Origin of the sequence: Nocardioides hankookensis (assembly GCF_042658885.1) — a bacterium.
Taxonomy (GTDB): Bacteria; Actinomycetota; Actinomycetes; order Propionibacteriales; family Nocardioidaceae; genus Nocardioides; species Nocardioides hankookensis.
Window position 1 is genome coordinate 818,142 of the sequence record NZ_JBHSRJ010000009.1, and the last position, 15,394, is coordinate 833,535.

Genomic DNA, 15,394 nt, shown 5'->3' on the forward strand with positions numbered 1-15,394 from the left:
GTGTAAAGGCCCCCTCGCTGCAACATTCTGCGGTGCGAAGAACTGCGGAAGTCGACAGCGCCCGGCCCGGCGACCGGTCCACTACGGTTGTAGACATGAGCCTCCTGGACGCGCCACCGACCTCCCGTCCGCGCTCGCTGGCCCGGGTCCTGCTCGGCGCGATCCTGGTCTTCGCAGGGGTCAGCCACCTGACCTTCGCGCGCCAGGAGTTCGAGGCGCAGGTCCCCGACTGGTTCCCCGTCGACGACGACCCGGTCGTCCTCGTCTCGGGGTTCGTCGAGATCAGCCTGGGCGCCGCGCTCATCGGGTTCGCGCGCGGCCGGGTCGGGGTCGGCCTCCTCGTCGCGGCGTTCTTCGTCGCGATCTTCCCGGGCAACATCGCCCAGTACGTCGAGGGCACCGACGCCTTCGGTCTCGACACCGACCAGAAGCGCTTCGTCCGGCTCTTCTTCCAGCCCGTGCTGGTGCTGTGGGCGCTCTGGGCGACCGGCGCCTGGCGGGACCGCCGCGCCCTACGCTGACCCTGTGGCGGACCCCGCAGCTGACCAGGTCGACTTCGGCGTGCTGCTCGCCGTCGCGCACGGCACCTTCTTCGACCGCCAGCACGGGCACATGGTGGAGGCGGGCTACGTCGGCTTCACGACCCGCACCGGCTTCGTGCTCCGGGTGCTCGACGACGAGGCGCTCAGCCTGCGCGAGCTCGCCGACCGGCTCGAGATGTCCAGCCCGGCCGCGCTCAAGGTGATCGACGCGATGGTGCGCGACGGCTACGTCGAGCGTACCCCCGCCCCCGACGACCGCCGGGTCCGCACCGTCCGGGCGACCGAGCGCGGCCACGCAGCGCTCGCCGCGGCCCGGGCCTTCCACGCCTCCGTCGAGCGGGAGCTCGTCGACGCGGTCGGTGCCGACGACGCCGCCGCCGTACGACGTGGACTGGAGGCGCTCGCCGGTCAGGCCACCGAGGTCATCCCGCAGGTGCTGCGTCGGTCGACGGCGCCGCACTGACCCGGTCGGCCGGCGGCCGGCGCCGCCACCAGGTGGAGAGGCTCAGGCCGGTGATGACGTCCCACAGCCCCCACATCGCCGCCACGAACGCCACCCCGCCGAGCTCGTCGAAGAAGCTCAGCGCCAGCACGAGAGCGAGGCCGGTGTTGCGGAGCCCCAGCTCCAGCGTCATCGCACGTCGACCCGACTCCGGCAGCCCGGTCGCCCGGGCGGTCCCGTAGCCGACCAGCAGGGACAGTGCGTTCTGGAGCACGATGGCGACCGCGACCACGCCGATGTAGTCGAGGAACGTGCCGAACTGGCCGGCCAGGCCCCCGACGACGATGAGCAGCAGCAGCGTCAGCGCGGCCGGCTCGACGATCGTGCGGGCCCGCGCCGACACCGACGGCCGCTGCCACGCGATCAGGAGGCCGAGCGCGAACGGGACCGCGATCAGGAAGACCGCCTCGGCCACCATGTCCCACGGGTCGATGTGCACGTCGCGCAGCAGGTCGTCCGCCGCCGGGTTGAGCCCGCACCAGAACGCCAGCGCGACCGGCGTGACGACCACCGCGACGATCGTCGAGACCGCGGTCAGCGACACCGACAGCGCCACGTCGCCCCGCGCCCGGTGGGTGAGGATGTTGGACAGGTTGCCGGCCGGGCAGCAGACCACCAGGATCATGCCGATCGCGACCGAGCCCCGCACGTCGAGCGCCAGCGTCAGCAGCACGGTCAGGCCCGGCATCACGGCGTACTGCGCGACCAGGCCGGCGACGATCACCCACGGCCGGCGCGCGACGTCGCGGAAGTCGCCGATCTTGGTGTCCAGCGCGATGCCGAAGAGGAAGAGCGCGACGATCGCCTTCACGGCCAGCTGGAAGCCGTCGGCGAGCTTCAGGTCCAGCTGGTCGATGTCCGTGGCGAGCACGGTCAGGTACGCCGTCATGGCGACACTTAACCACGGTTAATCATCTGTCCGCGGCCACTTCCGCCGTCCCGGTTTCAGCGGACGGCGAGCGGGTAGGTGCACGCGCACACCATCTCGGGGGAGAGACATGACGTACGACGTACTCGTCAGTGAGCTGCAGGCCGCCGCCGGTGACTACACCGCCGTCGCCGACAGCCTGGGCACCGACGCGGTGGAGATCACCCACCTCGACCCGACATCGTTCGGGCACGTCGAGCTCGCGGCCTGGGTCAAGGCGGTCGCCGACCAGTGCGACAAGGCCACCACCGCGCTGCACGACGGCGCCACCGGCCTCGCCGACAGCCTGGAGGCGTCGGCGCACTACTACGAGTCGACCGACCAGGACGTCGCGAGCAGCTTCACGCCGTCCTTCTCCAGTCCGTTCTCGACGCCCTTCTCGACGCCGTTCTCCACCACGCCGCCGGCGGGCACGCCGTGACGCTGCCCGACGGCGCCGCGCTCGGCACCACCACCGACCCGAAGGCCCTGATCAAGGGCGAGCCCGGCCAGGTCCGGGCCAACGCCACCCGCCTGTCGTCCGAGTCGACCCGCATCTCCGGGCTCGCCGACGACATCGACGGGATCTCGATCCCCGGCTGGAGCGGCGGGTACGGCGAGGCGGCGTACGCCGCGGCGCGCTCGGCCGAGCAGGACAAGTGGTCGGCGTACGCCGACCTGCTCGACCAGGCCTCCACGTCGCTGTCGACCTACGCAGGAGCGCTGACGACGGCCCAGAGCAAGGCCGCCGACGCGATCGCCAAGTGGCAGCAGGGTGAGGACGCGACCAAGCAGGCGGTGTCGGACTACAACGCCTCGGTCGACGCCTACAACAGCTACGTCAACCGCCAGGTCTGCGTGCCGTCGTACGGCGGCGGCCCGGTCACCCCGTCGATCGGGCCCGGCAAGCCCGGACCGTTCGTCGACCCCGGCCAGGCGCTGCGCGACGAGGCCGAGAAGATCCTCGAGGACGCCCGCACCGCGCTCGACAGCGCCGGCGCGACCTGCGTCAAGGAGCTCGGCGGCCTCGAGGGCTCCAAGACCGAGGGCAAGACGACGCCCTTCTCCGCCGACGGCTCCGTCGAGGGCCCCAGCATCGACTGGGGCGACTGGAAGGACACCTTCGGCAAGGACCCGACCAAGGGCAAGGACGGCAAGTACGACAACGGCGCGTCCGAGAGCCCGTTCAAGATCAACCTCGGCAAGGTCGAGGGCGACGCCCACGTCTGGGGGGCCGAGGGCTCCTGGGAGGACTACTGGGGCGGCGCGAAGGTCACCGCCGACGGCTCCGTCACCGTGCTCGGGGCCGAGGGCTCGGCGACCGCCCACATCGGCGACGACGGCCTGGTCATCGGCGCGGACGGCAAGCTCGTGCTCGTCGGCGCCGAGGGCTCGGTCGGCGCCGAGTGGGAGCACGCCTCGGTCGGCGCCGACGGCGAGGTGTTCGTCGGGGCCAGCGGCGAGGGCGAGGTACTGGTCGGCCCGACCGGGGCGCACGCCAACGGCGAGCTCTTCGCCGGCGCCAAGGCCGAGGGCTCCGCGCAGGCAGAGGTCGGCGGCGTCGGCGGCGAGGTCGAGGCCGAGGGCTGGGCCGGGGTCGGGATCGGCGGCGACGTCGACTTCGGGTTCAAGGACGGCAAGTTCGAGATCGGCGGCTCCGGTGGCGCCGCGCTGGGTCTCGGCGGCAAGATCGGCGGCCACATCACCATCGACCCGGGCGAGATCATCGACACCGGTGGCGACATCATCGGCGGGATCGGAGACTTCCTCTCATGACCAGCACGCTGCCCATCCCCGTGCGCTTCGACCTGCCGGGCGACCACTGGGAGCCGGTCACCCCCGAGTCCCTCGGCGTCGAGAACGCCGCCTTCCTCGCCGTACGCCGGGGTGCCGAGGGTGACTTCACCCCGACGCTGTCGATCGCGGGCGACTGGCGCACCGACGACGCGACGCTGGAGCAGATCGCCGACGAGTCGCTGGCGGTCCTGCGCGGCCAGGGCGCCACCGAGGTCGAGCTGGTGAAGCGCCGCGAGATCGACTCCGACCACGCCCCCGCCATCACCCAGGCGCTCGGCGCCATGGCGGTCTACGACGGCCGCACCCTGGACCTGCGCCAGGCCCAGGTGGTGCAGGGCATCGTCGACGTCCACGACCCGCAGAAGCGGGTGGTCGTGACCTACACGCTCACCTGCACGTTCAAGCAGTTCGACGAGATGGTGCCGGAGTTCCAGCAGTTCATGGCGTCGGTCGAGGTCGTGGCTGCCGCCGACGGCACTGCCGGCTAGAACTTGCCCATCAGGGCCGCGACGATGAGCACGACCGCGGTCACCAGGGCGCCCACGCCACCGATCACCGCGAAGACGAGGCCGGTCTTCTCCGCCCCGCCACGCTGGGACTTCAGGCCGAGCTGGCCGGCGACGCCGGTGATCAGGTCGCGACCCTCCTCGGAGTTGAACCGGTACTCCGCCTGCACGCCGAACCGGCCGTGCTCGTCGAAGGCCCAGACCTTCTGCACACCGAACTCCTTGACGCGCCCGTAGGTGCGCTCGGCGGAGCCGGAGGTGCGCGGCACCCCGGCGACCCACTCGATCGTCTGCGACTCGTCGGTCACCGTGTAGACGCCGGCCTCCGGCACCGAGACGTGGTGCGTGTAGACCTTCTGGAGCCCGGCCTTGTTGAGGATCCCGAACCACTGGGCGTCGACGATGTCGAGCGTGACGTCGAAGCCGTCGTCGGTCCCGCGGACGACGTACGGCGTGCCGGCGGTGGCCTCCTCGACCGCGCGCTGGAACTCGTACGCCGCAGCGCTCACGAAGGCTCCTGGTCGACCTGGATGTCGAACTTCACGTTGTCGCCGTCGACCGAGGTGACCTTGACCGAGACGCCGAGCTCGTCCTCGCCGGCCGTCAGGGTGCACTTCATCTCCGTGCCGACCTTGCCCTCGAGGTCGCCGGGGCACGAGATGTCGTCCGGGGCCTGGCCGACCTGCTGCTCCAGCTGGCTCGAGACCTCCTTCTCGACGTCGGACTGCTTGACGGTCGGCGTCGAGTCGCCGCAGCTCGCGAGGGCGAACATCGCGACGACCAGGACCACGGGTGAGAGGAGCCGAGAGTTCTTCACGCCCAGATGATGGCACCCGCTGGCAGCCGTCAAACCTCGCGAGAGCGCCCCCGGGTGAGTTCCCGCACAAACCAGGATTGTTCGCTCGTCAACCGTTTCCGGGCTGCCGTAACGGGCAGACCAACTGTGACCGTGACCAGCCGGAGTCCGGAAACGAGGGGGATCATGAACACCAGCGGGGGCCCGATGTCGGGGCCGTCGGCGCGGATGGCCACGCGACTGGCGTTGGCGCAGTCCGCACAGACGGGCTCGCTGGCCCGGCGCGCTCTCCGCCAGCTCTTCGAGTCGGCGCGGATCGACCGCGACGCCAGCGACACCGCCGTGCTGCTGGCCACCGAGCTCGTCACCAACGCCGTCGAGCACGGCCGGGGCGACGCCCAGCTGGACGCGGCGGTCCAGGACGACGTGATCCGCCTCGAGGTGACCGACTCGAGCACCGTCGTACCCCGACCGAACACCGGCGTCAGCGACCTCGACGAGCGCGGTCGCGGCCTCCTGCTCATCGACGCTCTCGCGTCGCGCTGGGGGGTGCAGCCGCGCCAGGACGGCAAGACCGTCTGGTGCGAGCTCGACCTCGCCTGAACCCGTCCGCCCGAGTGGGCCAAAACAAGAACTTGTTCTAGTACCGTCTGCCGGGTGAGCAAAGCGGCGTCCCTGACGCGTGTCCTCCTGGCGTACGTCGTCGCCGTCGCGGTCGGCGCCGCGTGGCTCTACCTCGGGCCCGACACGGGCCACCTGTGGCTGGACGGCCTGGTCGCCGACGTGCTCGCCACGCTGGTGATCTTCGGCTTCAGCCGCGCGCACCACAACTCGAGCTTCTACGACGCCTGGTGGAGCGTGCTGCCGCCGCTGCTGGCGGTCTACTGGTGGAGCGAGAGCACCCCCGACGTCAACGACGTGCGCTCGTGGCTGGTGATCGGCGTGATCGTGGTCTGGGCGGTGCGGCTCACCGGCAACTGGATCTACGCCTTCCCCGGCTTCCCCCACGAGGACTGGCGCTACCCGATGCTGAAGGAGGGCAAGGGCGGCATGGAGCCGGTGGTCGACCTGTTCGCGATCCACCTGATCCCGACGCTCCAGGTCTTCCTCGGCATGGTGCCGGCGTACGTCGCCCTCACCCGCACGGGTCGCGACGTGGACTGGCTCGACGTGGTGGCCGTGGTCGTCGGCCTCGGTGCGGTCCTGCTGTCGTTCACCGCCGACCTGCAGATGTACCGCTTCGCCCGGACCAAGCAGCCCGGCCAGGTCATGGACCAGGGACTCTGGGCCTGGTCGCGGCACCCCAACTACCTCGGCGAGATCGGCTTCTGGTTCTCCCTCGCACTCTTCGGCCTCGCGACGTCACCCTCCGACTGGTGGTGGCTCTTCATCGGTGCGATCGCCATGGTGGCGCTCTTCCTCGGCGCGAGCATCCCGATGATGGAGCAGCGCAGCCTCGAGCGCCGCCCGACGTACCAGGACGTCATCGACCGGGTCCCGAAGCTCCTCCCGCGCCCACCCCGCCACGCATGAGTCGTCCTCGCCTCGTCGTCGCCGGCCTCGGCGACAGCGGCCTGCTCACCGCGATCCACCTCGCGCCGAGGCTCGACGTCGTCGGCATCTCGACCAAGCCCGCCCTGGTCAGCGGGCAGGAGCTCGGGACCCGCCTGGCCCGGCCGGACGCATGGGCCCGCGACTACCACGTCGGCTTCGACCGCTACCGCCGCCTGGCCGGCGCGCGCACGGTCCACGGCACGCTCACCGGGCTGGACCTCGAGGCCCGGTCCGTCGCCGTCCTGCTGCCCGACGGCACGGCGACCACCGAGTCGTACGACGTCCTCGTCATCTCGACCGGCGTCACCAACGGCTTCTGGCGCCGGCCCGAGCTCCAGTCCGCCGCCGAGGTGGAGGCCGGGATCCGGTCGGCCCACGAACGCCTCGCGGCCGCCCGGTCGATCAACGTCGTCGGCGGCGGCGCCGCGGCCGTCAACACCGCAGCCAACCTCGCCGGCACCTGGCCCGACAAGCAGGTCGACCTCTACTTCCCCGGCGAGCGCGCGCTCCCCCAGCACCACGGGAAGGTGTGGCAGAAGGTCGAGGCGCGCCTCACGGAGCGAGGGGTGCGGCTGCACCCCGGCCACCGCGCCGTCGTACCCCCCGGCTTCGACTGCGACCGGATCACCGACGAGCCTGTCGAGTGGAGCACCGGCCAGCCCGCGTCGCCCGCGGACGCGACCGTGTGGGCCATCGGGCGGGTCCGGCCCAACACCGGGTGGCTGCCGGACTCCGTCCTCGACGACGACGGGTTCGTCCGGGTCTCGCCCGACCTCCGGGTCGAGGGCCAGGACGGTGTGTTCGCGATCGGCGACGTCGCCGCCACCGACCCGTTGCGGTCGACCGCGCGCAACCGGGCCGACAAGCTGCTCGCGAAGAACATCCGCGCCCACCTCGCCGGCAAGCCGCTCGACGAGTTCAAGGCGCCCCGACGCCGGTGGGGCTCGGTGCTCGGCTTCCAGCCGAACGGCCTCGAGGTCTTCGCCCCCTCCGGCCAGGCCTTCCGCTTCCCCGCCTGGTCGATCGAGACCGTGCTCCAGCCCTGGATCGTCCGCCGCGGGATCTACGGCGGCGTCAGGCGGGACGCCTGACCAGCTGCCGCAGCTGCGGCACCAGGTTGCGGCGGTTGGTCTCGGCGAGCCAGCCGTTGGGCAGCGACAGCCGGACCACCTTGTGCCAGGCGCTCCCGACCTGCTTGACCAGCGGTCGGGCGTTGTAGTCGAGGCCGAACCGGTCGAAGACCGCCCGCACCTTCGGCGCGATCTCGTAGTAGCGGTTGCTCGGCAGGTCCGGGTAGATGTGGTGCTCGATCTGGTGGGAGAGGTTGCCCGTCATCAGGTGCAGCAGCCGGGACCCGGAGATGTTGGCCGAGCCGAGCATCTGGCGGACGTACCACTCCCCCTTGGTCTCCTGCTCGTCCAGCTCCGGCTGCTCGAAGGTCGACACGCCCTCGGGGAAGTGGCCGCACATGATCACCGAGTGGCTCCACAGGTTGCGCACCAGGTTGGCCGTCGCGTTGGCGGCGAACGTCGAGCGCCACGCCGGCCCGGAGAGCGCCGGGTAGACGACGAAGTCCTTGCCGAGCTGGCGGCGCGCCTTCGCGAGCGTCAGCCGCACCTCGGCCCTCTTCTCGGGCGACATGTTCCGCTTGTCGCGGATGTGGTCTCCGAGGTCGAGGTCGAACATCGCGATGCCGTACTCGAAGATGCAGGCAGTGACGAAGTTCCAGGCGGGCTGCACGAGGTAGCGGCGTTTCCACTCCTGCTCCTCGTCCACGCGCATGATGCCGTAGCCGAGGTCGTTGTCCTGGCCGATGATGTTCGTGTAGGTGTGGTGGGTCTCGTTGTGGGCCTTCTTCCACTGCGCGGCCGGCGAGACGTGGTCCCACTCCCACGTCGACGAGTGGATCTTCGGGTCGTGCATCCAGTCCCACTGGCCGTGCAGGACGTTGTGGCCGATCTCCATGTTGTCGAGGATCTTGGCCAGCGACAGCCCGGCTGTGCCCAGCACCCACATGCTCTTGCTGCGGCTGCGCATCAGCACCGCGCGACTGCCCAGCTCGATGATGCGCTGGGCCCGCACGAGGCGTCGGATGTACGCCGCGTCGCGGGCCCCGCGACTGTCGAGGACGTCCTGGCGGATCGCGTCGAGCTCCGCTCCCAGGCGCTCGACCTCGTCCAGGCTGAGTCCTCCGGGGGTGGTCGTCGGGCGCTCGAGCGTGGCCGTCATGCCCCTCAGTGTGCTCCCCCTGGCAAGGGCTACCTAAGTTGCGGATGTCTCCGGATAGACCGGCTACGCATCCGGCTCCAGGTCCTGGCTGTGGAGAACCGTCCCCGTGAGGTCCCGCAGGCTGACCGTCAGCCGCCCGTCGTCCGCGATGTCGGCGTGCCCGAAGAACTGGTTGCCGGTCCGCGGCGACTCGTTCGCGGTGGCGGCGTACTTGCTGAAGACCACCTCGGGACCGAACGTCGCGTCCAGCTCGTTGGGCCCGAACGTGCCCGCTGCGATCGGCCCGGCGACGAACTCCCAGAACGGGTCGAAGTCGGTGAACGCCGCCCGTGACGGGTCGTAGTGGTGGGCCGCGCAGTAGTGCACGTCGGCGGTCATCCAGACGACGTTGCGCACGCCGTGCCGCTTGAACGCCGACAGGACGGCGGCGATCTCCAGCTCCTTGCCCAGCGGCGCGCCCGGGTCGCGGTTGGAGAGGCTCTCCTGGTTGACCGCGCCGTCGGGGACGACAAGGCCGAGCGGCAGGTCGGCGGCGATCACCTTCCAGGTCGCGGTCGAACGGCGTACCTCCCGGATCAGCCAGTCGGTCTGCTCGGCGCCCAGGATGTGGGTGCGCTCGGTCTCCAGGCCGGAGGTGTTGGGGTCCTTGTAGGTCCGCATGTCGAGGCAGAAGACGTCGAGGTGGCGACCGCGCTCGACCTTGCGGTAGATCCGGGCCGGCGCGAAGCCGTCGCCGCGGCGGTGCGCACGCGGGTCGGCGATCGGCTGGTACTCCTGCCAGGCCCGGCGGGCACGTACGGCGAGCACGTCGACGCGCCGCTCGGTGTAGCGGTCGTCGGCGAGGATCTGGCCGGGGTACCAGTTGTTGTGCGTCTCGTGGTCGTCCCACTGCGCCAGGGTCGGCACCTCGGCGGCCATCGCCCGGACGTTGTCGTCGAGGCGCGTGTAGCGGTGCCGGCCGCGGTACTCGTCCAGCGACTCCGCGACCTTCCCGACGCCCTCGGCGACGACGTTGCGCCACACCTGGCCGTCGGGCTCGGTGACGGTCTCCGTGATCGGGCCGTCGGCGTAGATGGTGTCGCCGGAGTGCAGGAAGAAGTCCGGACGGGTCTCGAGCATCCGGCGGTAACCGACCAGGCCGCCGAGCTCGGGGTTGATCCCCCAGCCCTGCCCGCAGCTGTCGCCGGTCCACACGAAGCTGGTCCCCACCCGGCGGTCGGAGGCGGTCGCGAAGCGGACCACCTGGTGCTCGCCGCGCCGACCGCGCTCGTCCTCGAAGGACAGGCGGACGGCGTACTCGCGTCCGGGCGAGAGGTGGTCGAGGGCGATCTTGGCGGTGAAGTCGCTGTCGGCGTCGGCCCACGGGCCGCGGACCCGGGACCGGTGCCGGCCGCTGCCGATCTCGGCGATCAGGCGGCCGGGACCCGAGGACCGCGCCCAGAGCACGGCGTCACGCGAGGTCACGTCACCGCTCTGCACGCCGTACGGGAGCTCGAGCCGGCGGGACACGAGGCCGGCCGCCCGACCGGCCGCCACGGGGGCGACGGCGGCGCCGGCGCCCAGGGCTCCGGCGCGGAAGAGGGTACGTCGATGGAGGTGCTGCCCGAGAGAAGTCATGCGCGCCACGCTGCTCCCGCCAGGCAGCAGCCGGGTGACGTCCCGGTGATCACTCGTCGTACCTCTGGCCACGGCCAGGCAGCACGTGCTCGCAACGCGCCTACGAGACCTGCCAGCTCGCCCGGTCCGCGCGCCGATCGCCGACGACGACCACGACCACCTGCGGGCGCCGGTCCGCCGGGACCGTGAACCGGTAGGTCAGGGCGCGCTCCTTGCCGGGCTGGAGCTCGGCGCCCGCGAGCTCGGCGCGGGGCCGGCCGATCGCGTCGGCCGGTTGCAGGTCGTCGAGGGTGAGACCCACCTCGAGGGCTCCCATCGCGAACGGACGGCCGCCGTCGTTGCGCACGGTGAGGCGGACGACGTACGCCCGACCGGGGGCCTCGACCTCCTCGGCCGTCATCTCGACGGGCGACCGGCCGGCCGTGCCGGCCAGCCGGACCGTCTCCCCCAGCCTCGGCACCGGCGGCGGGTCGCCGGCCCGGGCGGCATCGAGCCGGGCCGCGGCCCAGGGCGAGGCGGCGACCGTGGCCGCGACGACGAGCAGGAAGATCGCGAGGCGCCCGGTCGACCCGGTGCTCCGGTCGCGCCGGCTGCCGCCGCCGGTCAGGCTGCGGCGGAGCCGCCGATGACGCCGCACCTGGGTGGTGACGGTCGTGCTGGCCGAGTGGAGCTCGTCGCGCTCCAGGGCGCGCGGCTGCGCCAGCAGCGTCGCGACGATGGTGTCCGGCGCGCAGAGGAGGACGTCGTCGCCCAGGCCGTCGGGGTGCGGCTCGGTCGAGCAGAGCACGGGGTGCACGGTGCGCCGGCGGAGGTGGGCGCCGCGCTCCAACACACTGGCCGCGGTCCGGGCGGCCGCGACGGCCGACCTCCCGGTGCGACCGGCGACGATCACGAAGACACCGCCCGGGCCGACCACGACCTGGTCGATGTCCGCGGGCTTGCGACCCGGCCAGACCACGTCGTCGAGCACGGTCCACTCCGACGACAGCGCCAGCAGGGCGCGCGCCGTCGCCTCGTGAGTCTCCGCGTCCGGCATGGCGACCTCCCCGGTCGGTTCGGACGCTAGGGCGCGCGCTCCGCTCCGTGCTACGCCTCTGGCCCAGAAATGGCCGAATGGCCGACACGCACCCGTCTCAGCCCCCGGCGAGGCGCTGGGTGCCGAGCACGGTCAGCAACGCCAGCTTCTCGTGGCTCTCGGTTCCGGGCACCGCCGTGAAGACGAGCAGCGCCTGCGACTGATCGACGTCGTACAGGCTCTGGCAGTGCAGCTCCAGGTCGCCGACCTCCGAGTGCCGGAAGCGCTTGACCTTGGTGTGCTTGATGCCGACCTCGTGCTCGGCCCAGACCCGGGTGAACTCCTCGCTCTCCGCGAGCAGCGCGTCGACGATCGCGGCGGCCGGCGAGCCTGCCCCGCCGTCGCGGGTGTACGCCGCACGCAGGTCGGCGGTGAACGCGCGGCCGTGGAAGTCGTGGTCGTCGTCGGGGTAGATCCGCCGGGCGTCGGGGTCCGTGAACTACCGGTAGACGACGTAGCGGCGCAGGCCGTCGTACGACGTCTCGTCACCGACCAGCGCGACGGCCGGCGCCGTCTGGAGCAGGGTCTCCCCGAGCCCGTTGACAACCATCGCGGGGGTGTCCGCGAGCCGGTCGAGGATGCGCATGATGCCGGCGTCGACGTGGTCGGTCCGCAGCGCGCGCGTGGGCACCGGGTGGCCGCCGAGCCGGAAGAGGTGGTCGCGCTCGTCGAGCGACAGCCGCAGCCCGCGGGCGAGCGCGGCCAGCATCTGCTCCGACAGGTTGGTGCTGCGCTCCTGCTCGATGCGCGTGTAGTAGTCCACCGACATCTCGCTGAGCGCGGCGACCTCCTCGCGGCGCAGTCCGCCCGCGCGCCGGCGCGGACCGCGCGGCAGCCCGACGTCCTCCGGCTGCAGCGCCTCGCGACGCGTGCGGAGGAAGTCGGCGAGCTGCGCGCGGTCCATGCCGACCATCCTCACAGGTTCATGCCGCCGGAGGCCTCGATCCGCTGGCCGGTCACCCAGGCCATCCCGTCGGAGGCGAGAGCGGCGACCGCGGCCCCGATGTCGTCGGGCTCTCCGACCCGACCCATCGCGATCAGGCCGGAGAGGTGGTCGCGCACCTGGTCGCTGTCGCGCAGGTAGCCACCACCGAAGTCGGTCCCGGTCGCGCCCGGAGCGATCGCGTTGACGGCGATCCGGCGCGGGCCGAGCGCCTTGGCGAGGTAGCGCGTGTAGACCTCGATCGCGCCCTTCATCGACGCGTAGACCGAGTACGACGGGTCGCCGGTGAAGCGGGCCAGCCCGGTCGAGGTGTTGACGATCCGTCCGCCGTCGGCGACCAGCGGCAGCAGCGCCTCGGTCAGCAGCACCGGCCCGACGAAGTGCACGTCGACCATCGGCTGCACCTGCTCGAGGGTGGTCTCGCCGACCGGGGTGTTCACCACGGCGCCGGCGTTGTTGACCAGGACGTCGAACGTCTCCCGGCCCCAGCGGTCCGCGAGCTCACGCCGTACGTCGTCGGCGAACGCCGCGAACGTCCCGGTCTCCGTCGTGTCCAGCCGCAGCGCGACGCCCCGGCGCCCGAGGGCCTCGACCTCGCCGACCACCGCGGTCGCCTCGTCGGCGTTGCTGCGGTAGGTCAGCAGCACGTCCACGCCGCTCCTCGCCAGCGCGAGCACCTCGCTGCGGCCGAGCCCGCGGTTGCCGCCGGTCACGATCGCGATCTTCTGGTTCGTCTGTGTGTCCATGCCTCCACGGTGCCCGCGTCCGGGCGGCGGATGAAGGCCGTGGTTGTCCAGGGAGCAGGAGTCCCTGGACAAGCCCTGACGCCCGCGCCTCGATACCGACACTCCTCCCTTGCCCTGCGGGAGACATCGGGTCGGCCGCCGACAGGGCAGCTACGCCGGGTACGCGACCTCGGGACGAGGCTGCCGCCCGGCAGTCCGGTCCACTCCTGCCAGGACGACCATCCGCTTTGAACGCACGTGCGTGCAAACGCCCGCGGAGGTTCCCGGCCGCGAAGCGCAGCCCGCGCCGGCTGAGGTGCGAGACGCACTAGCGCCGGTTGCGCCACCAGATCGAGGCGTTCAGCGCGGTCGCGAAGCCGGACCACACGACGTACGGCTTCAGGGCGAGCGTCGCGGCGGTGTCGTGCTTCGCGGCCTCCCGGAGCAGCGCGATGTTGAGGACGTCGAGGGCGAGGATCACGCCGAGCCCGGTCGCCGGCGACTGCTTCGCGAAGAACACCCAGCACCAGCCGGCGTTGGCCGCCAGGTCCGCCGTGGTGAGCGCGAGCAGCCGGCGGTCGTCCGGTGCCGCCTTCTCCAGCGCGCGCCCGGTCCCCCAGCCGATCAGCCCGTAGAGCGGCGTCCAGACGAGGGGGAACGCCACGTTGGGCGGCTGCCAGGCCGGCTTGTCGAGCGCGCGGTACCAGTCGCTGTCGGGCCTGGTGCCGAGGAAGCCGACGCCCGCCGCGGCTGCGGTGAGGGCGCCGGCCAGGAGCCTGCGGCGCACGGGTCAGCCGGTCTTCGGGCGGTAGATCAGCTTCTTGTTGACGAACTCCTCGATGCCGTAGGCCCCGAGCTCGCGGCCCACGCCGGAGCGCTTGGTGCCGCCGAACGGGAGGTCGGCCGCGGAGCCCTGGGCGGTGTTGATCCAGACCATGCCGGTGTCGAGGCGGTCGGCGATCTCCTCGGCGTACGCCGGGTCCTGGCTCCAGACGACACCGCCGAGACCGAACGGCGAGCTGTTGGCGAGCTCGACCGCCTCGTCGGCGTCGGAGACCTTGTAGATCACGGCCGCCGGACCGAAGAGCTCCTCGGAGTAGGCGCGCATCTCGGGCGTCACGTCGGTGAGCACGGTGGCCTCCATGAACGAGCCCGGCCGGTCGACCCGCTTGCCGCCCGTCTTCACGGTGGCGCCCTTCTCCACGGCGTCGTCGATCTGCTCGAGGAGGTTGGTGAGCGCGCCCTCGCTCGAGAGCGGGCCGTACGCCGAGCTGGGGTCGGTCGGGTCGCCCGGCGTCAGGCCCGCCATCGCGCCGGTGAACATCTCGACGAACTCGTCGTACAGCTCGTCGACGACGATCATCCGCTTGGCCGCGTTGCACGCCTGGCCCGCGTTGCCCATCCGGCCCACCACCGCGGCCTTCACGGCCGCGCCGAGGTCGTCCGCGCCGAGCACGATGAAGGGGTCGGAGCCGCCCAGCTCGAGCACGACCTTCTTGAGGTTGCGGCCGGCCACCTCGGCGACCGCGGCGCCGGCGCGCTCACTGCCGGTGACCGAGACGCCCACGAGGCGCGGGTCGGCGATCATGTCGGCCGCCTGGTCGTTGGTCGCGAAGACGTTGATGTAGGCGTCCGCCGGCAGCCCGGCGTCGTGGAAGATCTGCTCCATCGCCAGCGCCGACTCGGGGCACTGCGGTGCGTGCTTGAGGATGATCGTGTTGCCGATCATCAGGTTGGGGGCCGCGAACCGGGCGACCTGGTAGTAGGGGAAGTTCCACGGCATGATCCCGAGGAGCGCGCCGACCGGCTCCTTGCGGACCAGTGCGTCACCGCCCATCGCCGGGTTGAGCGGGGTGTCCGCCAGCAGCCCGGGGCCCTGCTCGGCGTAGTAGCGGTAGATCGAGCTCACCAGCCGGATCTCGCCCTTGGCCTCGGCGACCCGCTTGCCCATCTCGCGGGCGATGATCCCGGCCAGCTCGTCGCGGCGCTCGTCGTACAGCTCGGCGACGCGCAGCAGCACCTTCGTGCGCTCGCCCTTGTCGGTCTGCTTCCACGCGCCGTACGCCGCGTGCGAGCGTGCGAGGACGTCCTGCACCTCCGCGTCCGTCGCCGTCTCGAACTCGCGCTCGACCTCGCCCGTCGCCGGGTTGACCACCTGGTAGTCGCTCATGTGGCCACCGTACGTCGGACGCCCAGCACCG

General features: G+C 71.8%; 17 protein-coding genes and 1 pseudogene. 8 read left to right on the forward strand and 10 right to left on the reverse strand.

What is annotated here, in order from left to right:
• Positions 1-95: 95 nt before the first annotated feature.
• Both ACFPYL_RS23565 and ACFPYL_RS23570 read left to right on the forward strand, forming a co-directional pair.
• Positions 96-521 carry a DoxX family protein gene (locus ACFPYL_RS23565; protein WP_379160460.1) on the forward strand — a complete coding sequence of 142 codons (426 nt, stop codon included), beginning with the start codon at positions 96-98 and terminating at the stop codon, positions 519-521.
• Between the two features lie 4 nt (positions 522-525).
• Positions 526-1,005, forward strand: coding sequence for a MarR family winged helix-turn-helix transcriptional regulator (locus tag ACFPYL_RS23570; protein WP_379160463.1), 480 nt, complete (start codon positions 526-528; stop codon positions 1,003-1,005).
• Here the strand turns inward: ACFPYL_RS23570 and ACFPYL_RS23575 are convergent.
• Complete coding sequence (locus ACFPYL_RS23575) at positions 965-1,933, reverse strand: bile acid:sodium symporter family protein (RefSeq protein ID WP_379160465.1); 969 nt, start codon at positions 1,931-1,933, stop codon at positions 965-967. The genes ACFPYL_RS23570 and ACFPYL_RS23575 overlap by 41 nt on opposite strands.
• Positions 1,934-2,042: 109 nt before the next feature.
• On the opposite strand from ACFPYL_RS23575, the gene ACFPYL_RS23580 reads away from it, so the two are divergent.
• The 3 genes from ACFPYL_RS23580 to ACFPYL_RS23590 are packed head-to-tail and all read left to right on the forward strand — an operon-like array spanning position 2,043 to position 4,236.
• Positions 2,043-2,393 carry a type VII secretion target gene (locus tag ACFPYL_RS23580; RefSeq protein ID WP_379160468.1) on the forward strand — a complete coding sequence of 117 codons (351 nt, stop codon included), beginning with the start codon at positions 2,043-2,045 and terminating at the stop codon, positions 2,391-2,393.
• The gene (locus ACFPYL_RS23585; protein ID WP_379160471.1) at positions 2,390-3,727 is read left to right on the forward strand and encodes a putative T7SS-secreted protein; all 1,338 of its coding nucleotides are present in this window, start codon (positions 2,390-2,392) and stop codon (positions 3,725-3,727) included. The genes ACFPYL_RS23580 and ACFPYL_RS23585 overlap by 4 nt, the downstream gene beginning before the upstream one ends.
• Positions 3,724-4,236, forward strand: a complete 513-nt coding sequence (locus ACFPYL_RS23590; protein ID WP_379160474.1) for a hypothetical protein — start codon at positions 3,724-3,726, stop codon at positions 4,234-4,236. The genes ACFPYL_RS23585 and ACFPYL_RS23590 overlap by 4 nt, the downstream gene beginning before the upstream one ends.
• Here ACFPYL_RS23590 and ACFPYL_RS23595 read toward each other — a convergent pair.
• Positions 4,233-4,763 carry a hypothetical protein gene (locus ACFPYL_RS23595; protein WP_379160477.1) on the reverse strand — a complete coding sequence of 177 codons (531 nt, stop codon included), beginning with the start codon at positions 4,761-4,763 and terminating at the stop codon, positions 4,233-4,235. The two genes, ACFPYL_RS23590 and ACFPYL_RS23595, sit on opposite strands and share 4 nt — an antisense overlap.
• Positions 4,760-5,071: a DUF4333 domain-containing protein gene (locus ACFPYL_RS23600; RefSeq protein WP_379160480.1), complete on the reverse strand. Its 312-nt coding sequence runs from the start codon at positions 5,069-5,071 to the stop codon at positions 4,760-4,762. Before ACFPYL_RS23600 ends, ACFPYL_RS23595 begins: the two co-directional genes overlap by 4 nt.
• A gap of 165 nt (positions 5,072-5,236) precedes the next feature.
• Here ACFPYL_RS23600 and ACFPYL_RS23605 point away from each other — a divergent pair, with 165 nt between their 5' ends.
• Genes ACFPYL_RS23605 through ACFPYL_RS23615 form a run of 3 tightly spaced genes read left to right on the forward strand, consistent with a single transcriptional unit; the run spans position 5,237 to position 7,695 of the window.
• Entirely contained in the window at positions 5,237-5,653 is a 417-nt protein-coding gene (locus ACFPYL_RS23605) for an ATP-binding protein (protein ID WP_379160483.1), read from the forward strand.
• Positions 5,654-5,707: 54 nt separating this feature from the next.
• A complete protein-coding gene (locus tag ACFPYL_RS23610) occupies positions 5,708-6,583 on the forward strand; it encodes a DUF1295 domain-containing protein (RefSeq protein ID WP_379160486.1) in 876 nt (291 codons plus the stop codon).
• A complete protein-coding gene (locus ACFPYL_RS23615) occupies positions 6,580-7,695 on the forward strand; it encodes an NAD(P)/FAD-dependent oxidoreductase (protein ID WP_379160489.1) in 1,116 nt (371 codons plus the stop codon). Before ACFPYL_RS23610 ends, ACFPYL_RS23615 begins: the two co-directional genes overlap by 4 nt.
• On the opposite strand, the gene ACFPYL_RS23620 is transcribed toward ACFPYL_RS23615, so the two are convergent.
• The 7 genes and pseudogenes from ACFPYL_RS23620 to ACFPYL_RS23650 all read right to left on the reverse strand — a co-directional run bounded on the left by ACFPYL_RS23620 (position 7,679) and on the right by ACFPYL_RS23650 (position 15,363).
• The gene (locus tag ACFPYL_RS23620) at positions 7,679-8,833 is read right to left on the reverse strand and encodes a fatty acid desaturase family protein (RefSeq protein WP_379160491.1); all 1,155 of its coding nucleotides are present in this window, start codon (positions 8,831-8,833) and stop codon (positions 7,679-7,681) included. The two genes, ACFPYL_RS23615 and ACFPYL_RS23620, sit on opposite strands and share 17 nt — an antisense overlap.
• A gap of 63 nt (positions 8,834-8,896) precedes the next feature.
• Complete coding sequence (locus ACFPYL_RS23625; RefSeq protein ID WP_379160494.1) at positions 8,897-10,450, reverse strand: alkaline phosphatase D family protein; 1,554 nt, start codon at positions 10,448-10,450, stop codon at positions 8,897-8,899.
• A gap of 100 nt (positions 10,451-10,550) precedes the next feature.
• Complete coding sequence (locus ACFPYL_RS23630) at positions 10,551-11,486, reverse strand: NERD domain-containing protein (protein WP_379160497.1); 936 nt, start codon at positions 11,484-11,486, stop codon at positions 10,551-10,553.
• 97 nt (positions 11,487-11,583) lie between these two features.
• Positions 11,584-12,438, reverse strand: a pseudogene (locus tag ACFPYL_RS23635) (helix-turn-helix transcriptional regulator).
• A 2-nt stretch (positions 12,439-12,440) separates the two neighbouring features.
• On the reverse strand, positions 12,441-13,214 hold the full coding sequence (locus tag ACFPYL_RS23640) for an SDR family NAD(P)-dependent oxidoreductase (protein ID WP_379160500.1): 774 nt from the start codon (positions 13,212-13,214) through the stop codon (positions 12,441-12,443).
• Positions 13,215-13,521: 307 nt separating this feature from the next.
• Positions 13,522-13,980: a TspO/MBR family protein gene (locus ACFPYL_RS23645; RefSeq protein ID WP_379160503.1), complete on the reverse strand. Its 459-nt coding sequence runs from the start codon at positions 13,978-13,980 to the stop codon at positions 13,522-13,524.
• A gap of 3 nt (positions 13,981-13,983) precedes the next feature.
• Positions 13,984-15,363, reverse strand: coding sequence for an NAD-dependent succinate-semialdehyde dehydrogenase (locus ACFPYL_RS23650; protein WP_379160506.1), 1,380 nt, complete (start codon positions 15,361-15,363; stop codon positions 13,984-13,986).
• Between the last annotated feature and the right edge of the window lie 31 nt (positions 15,364-15,394).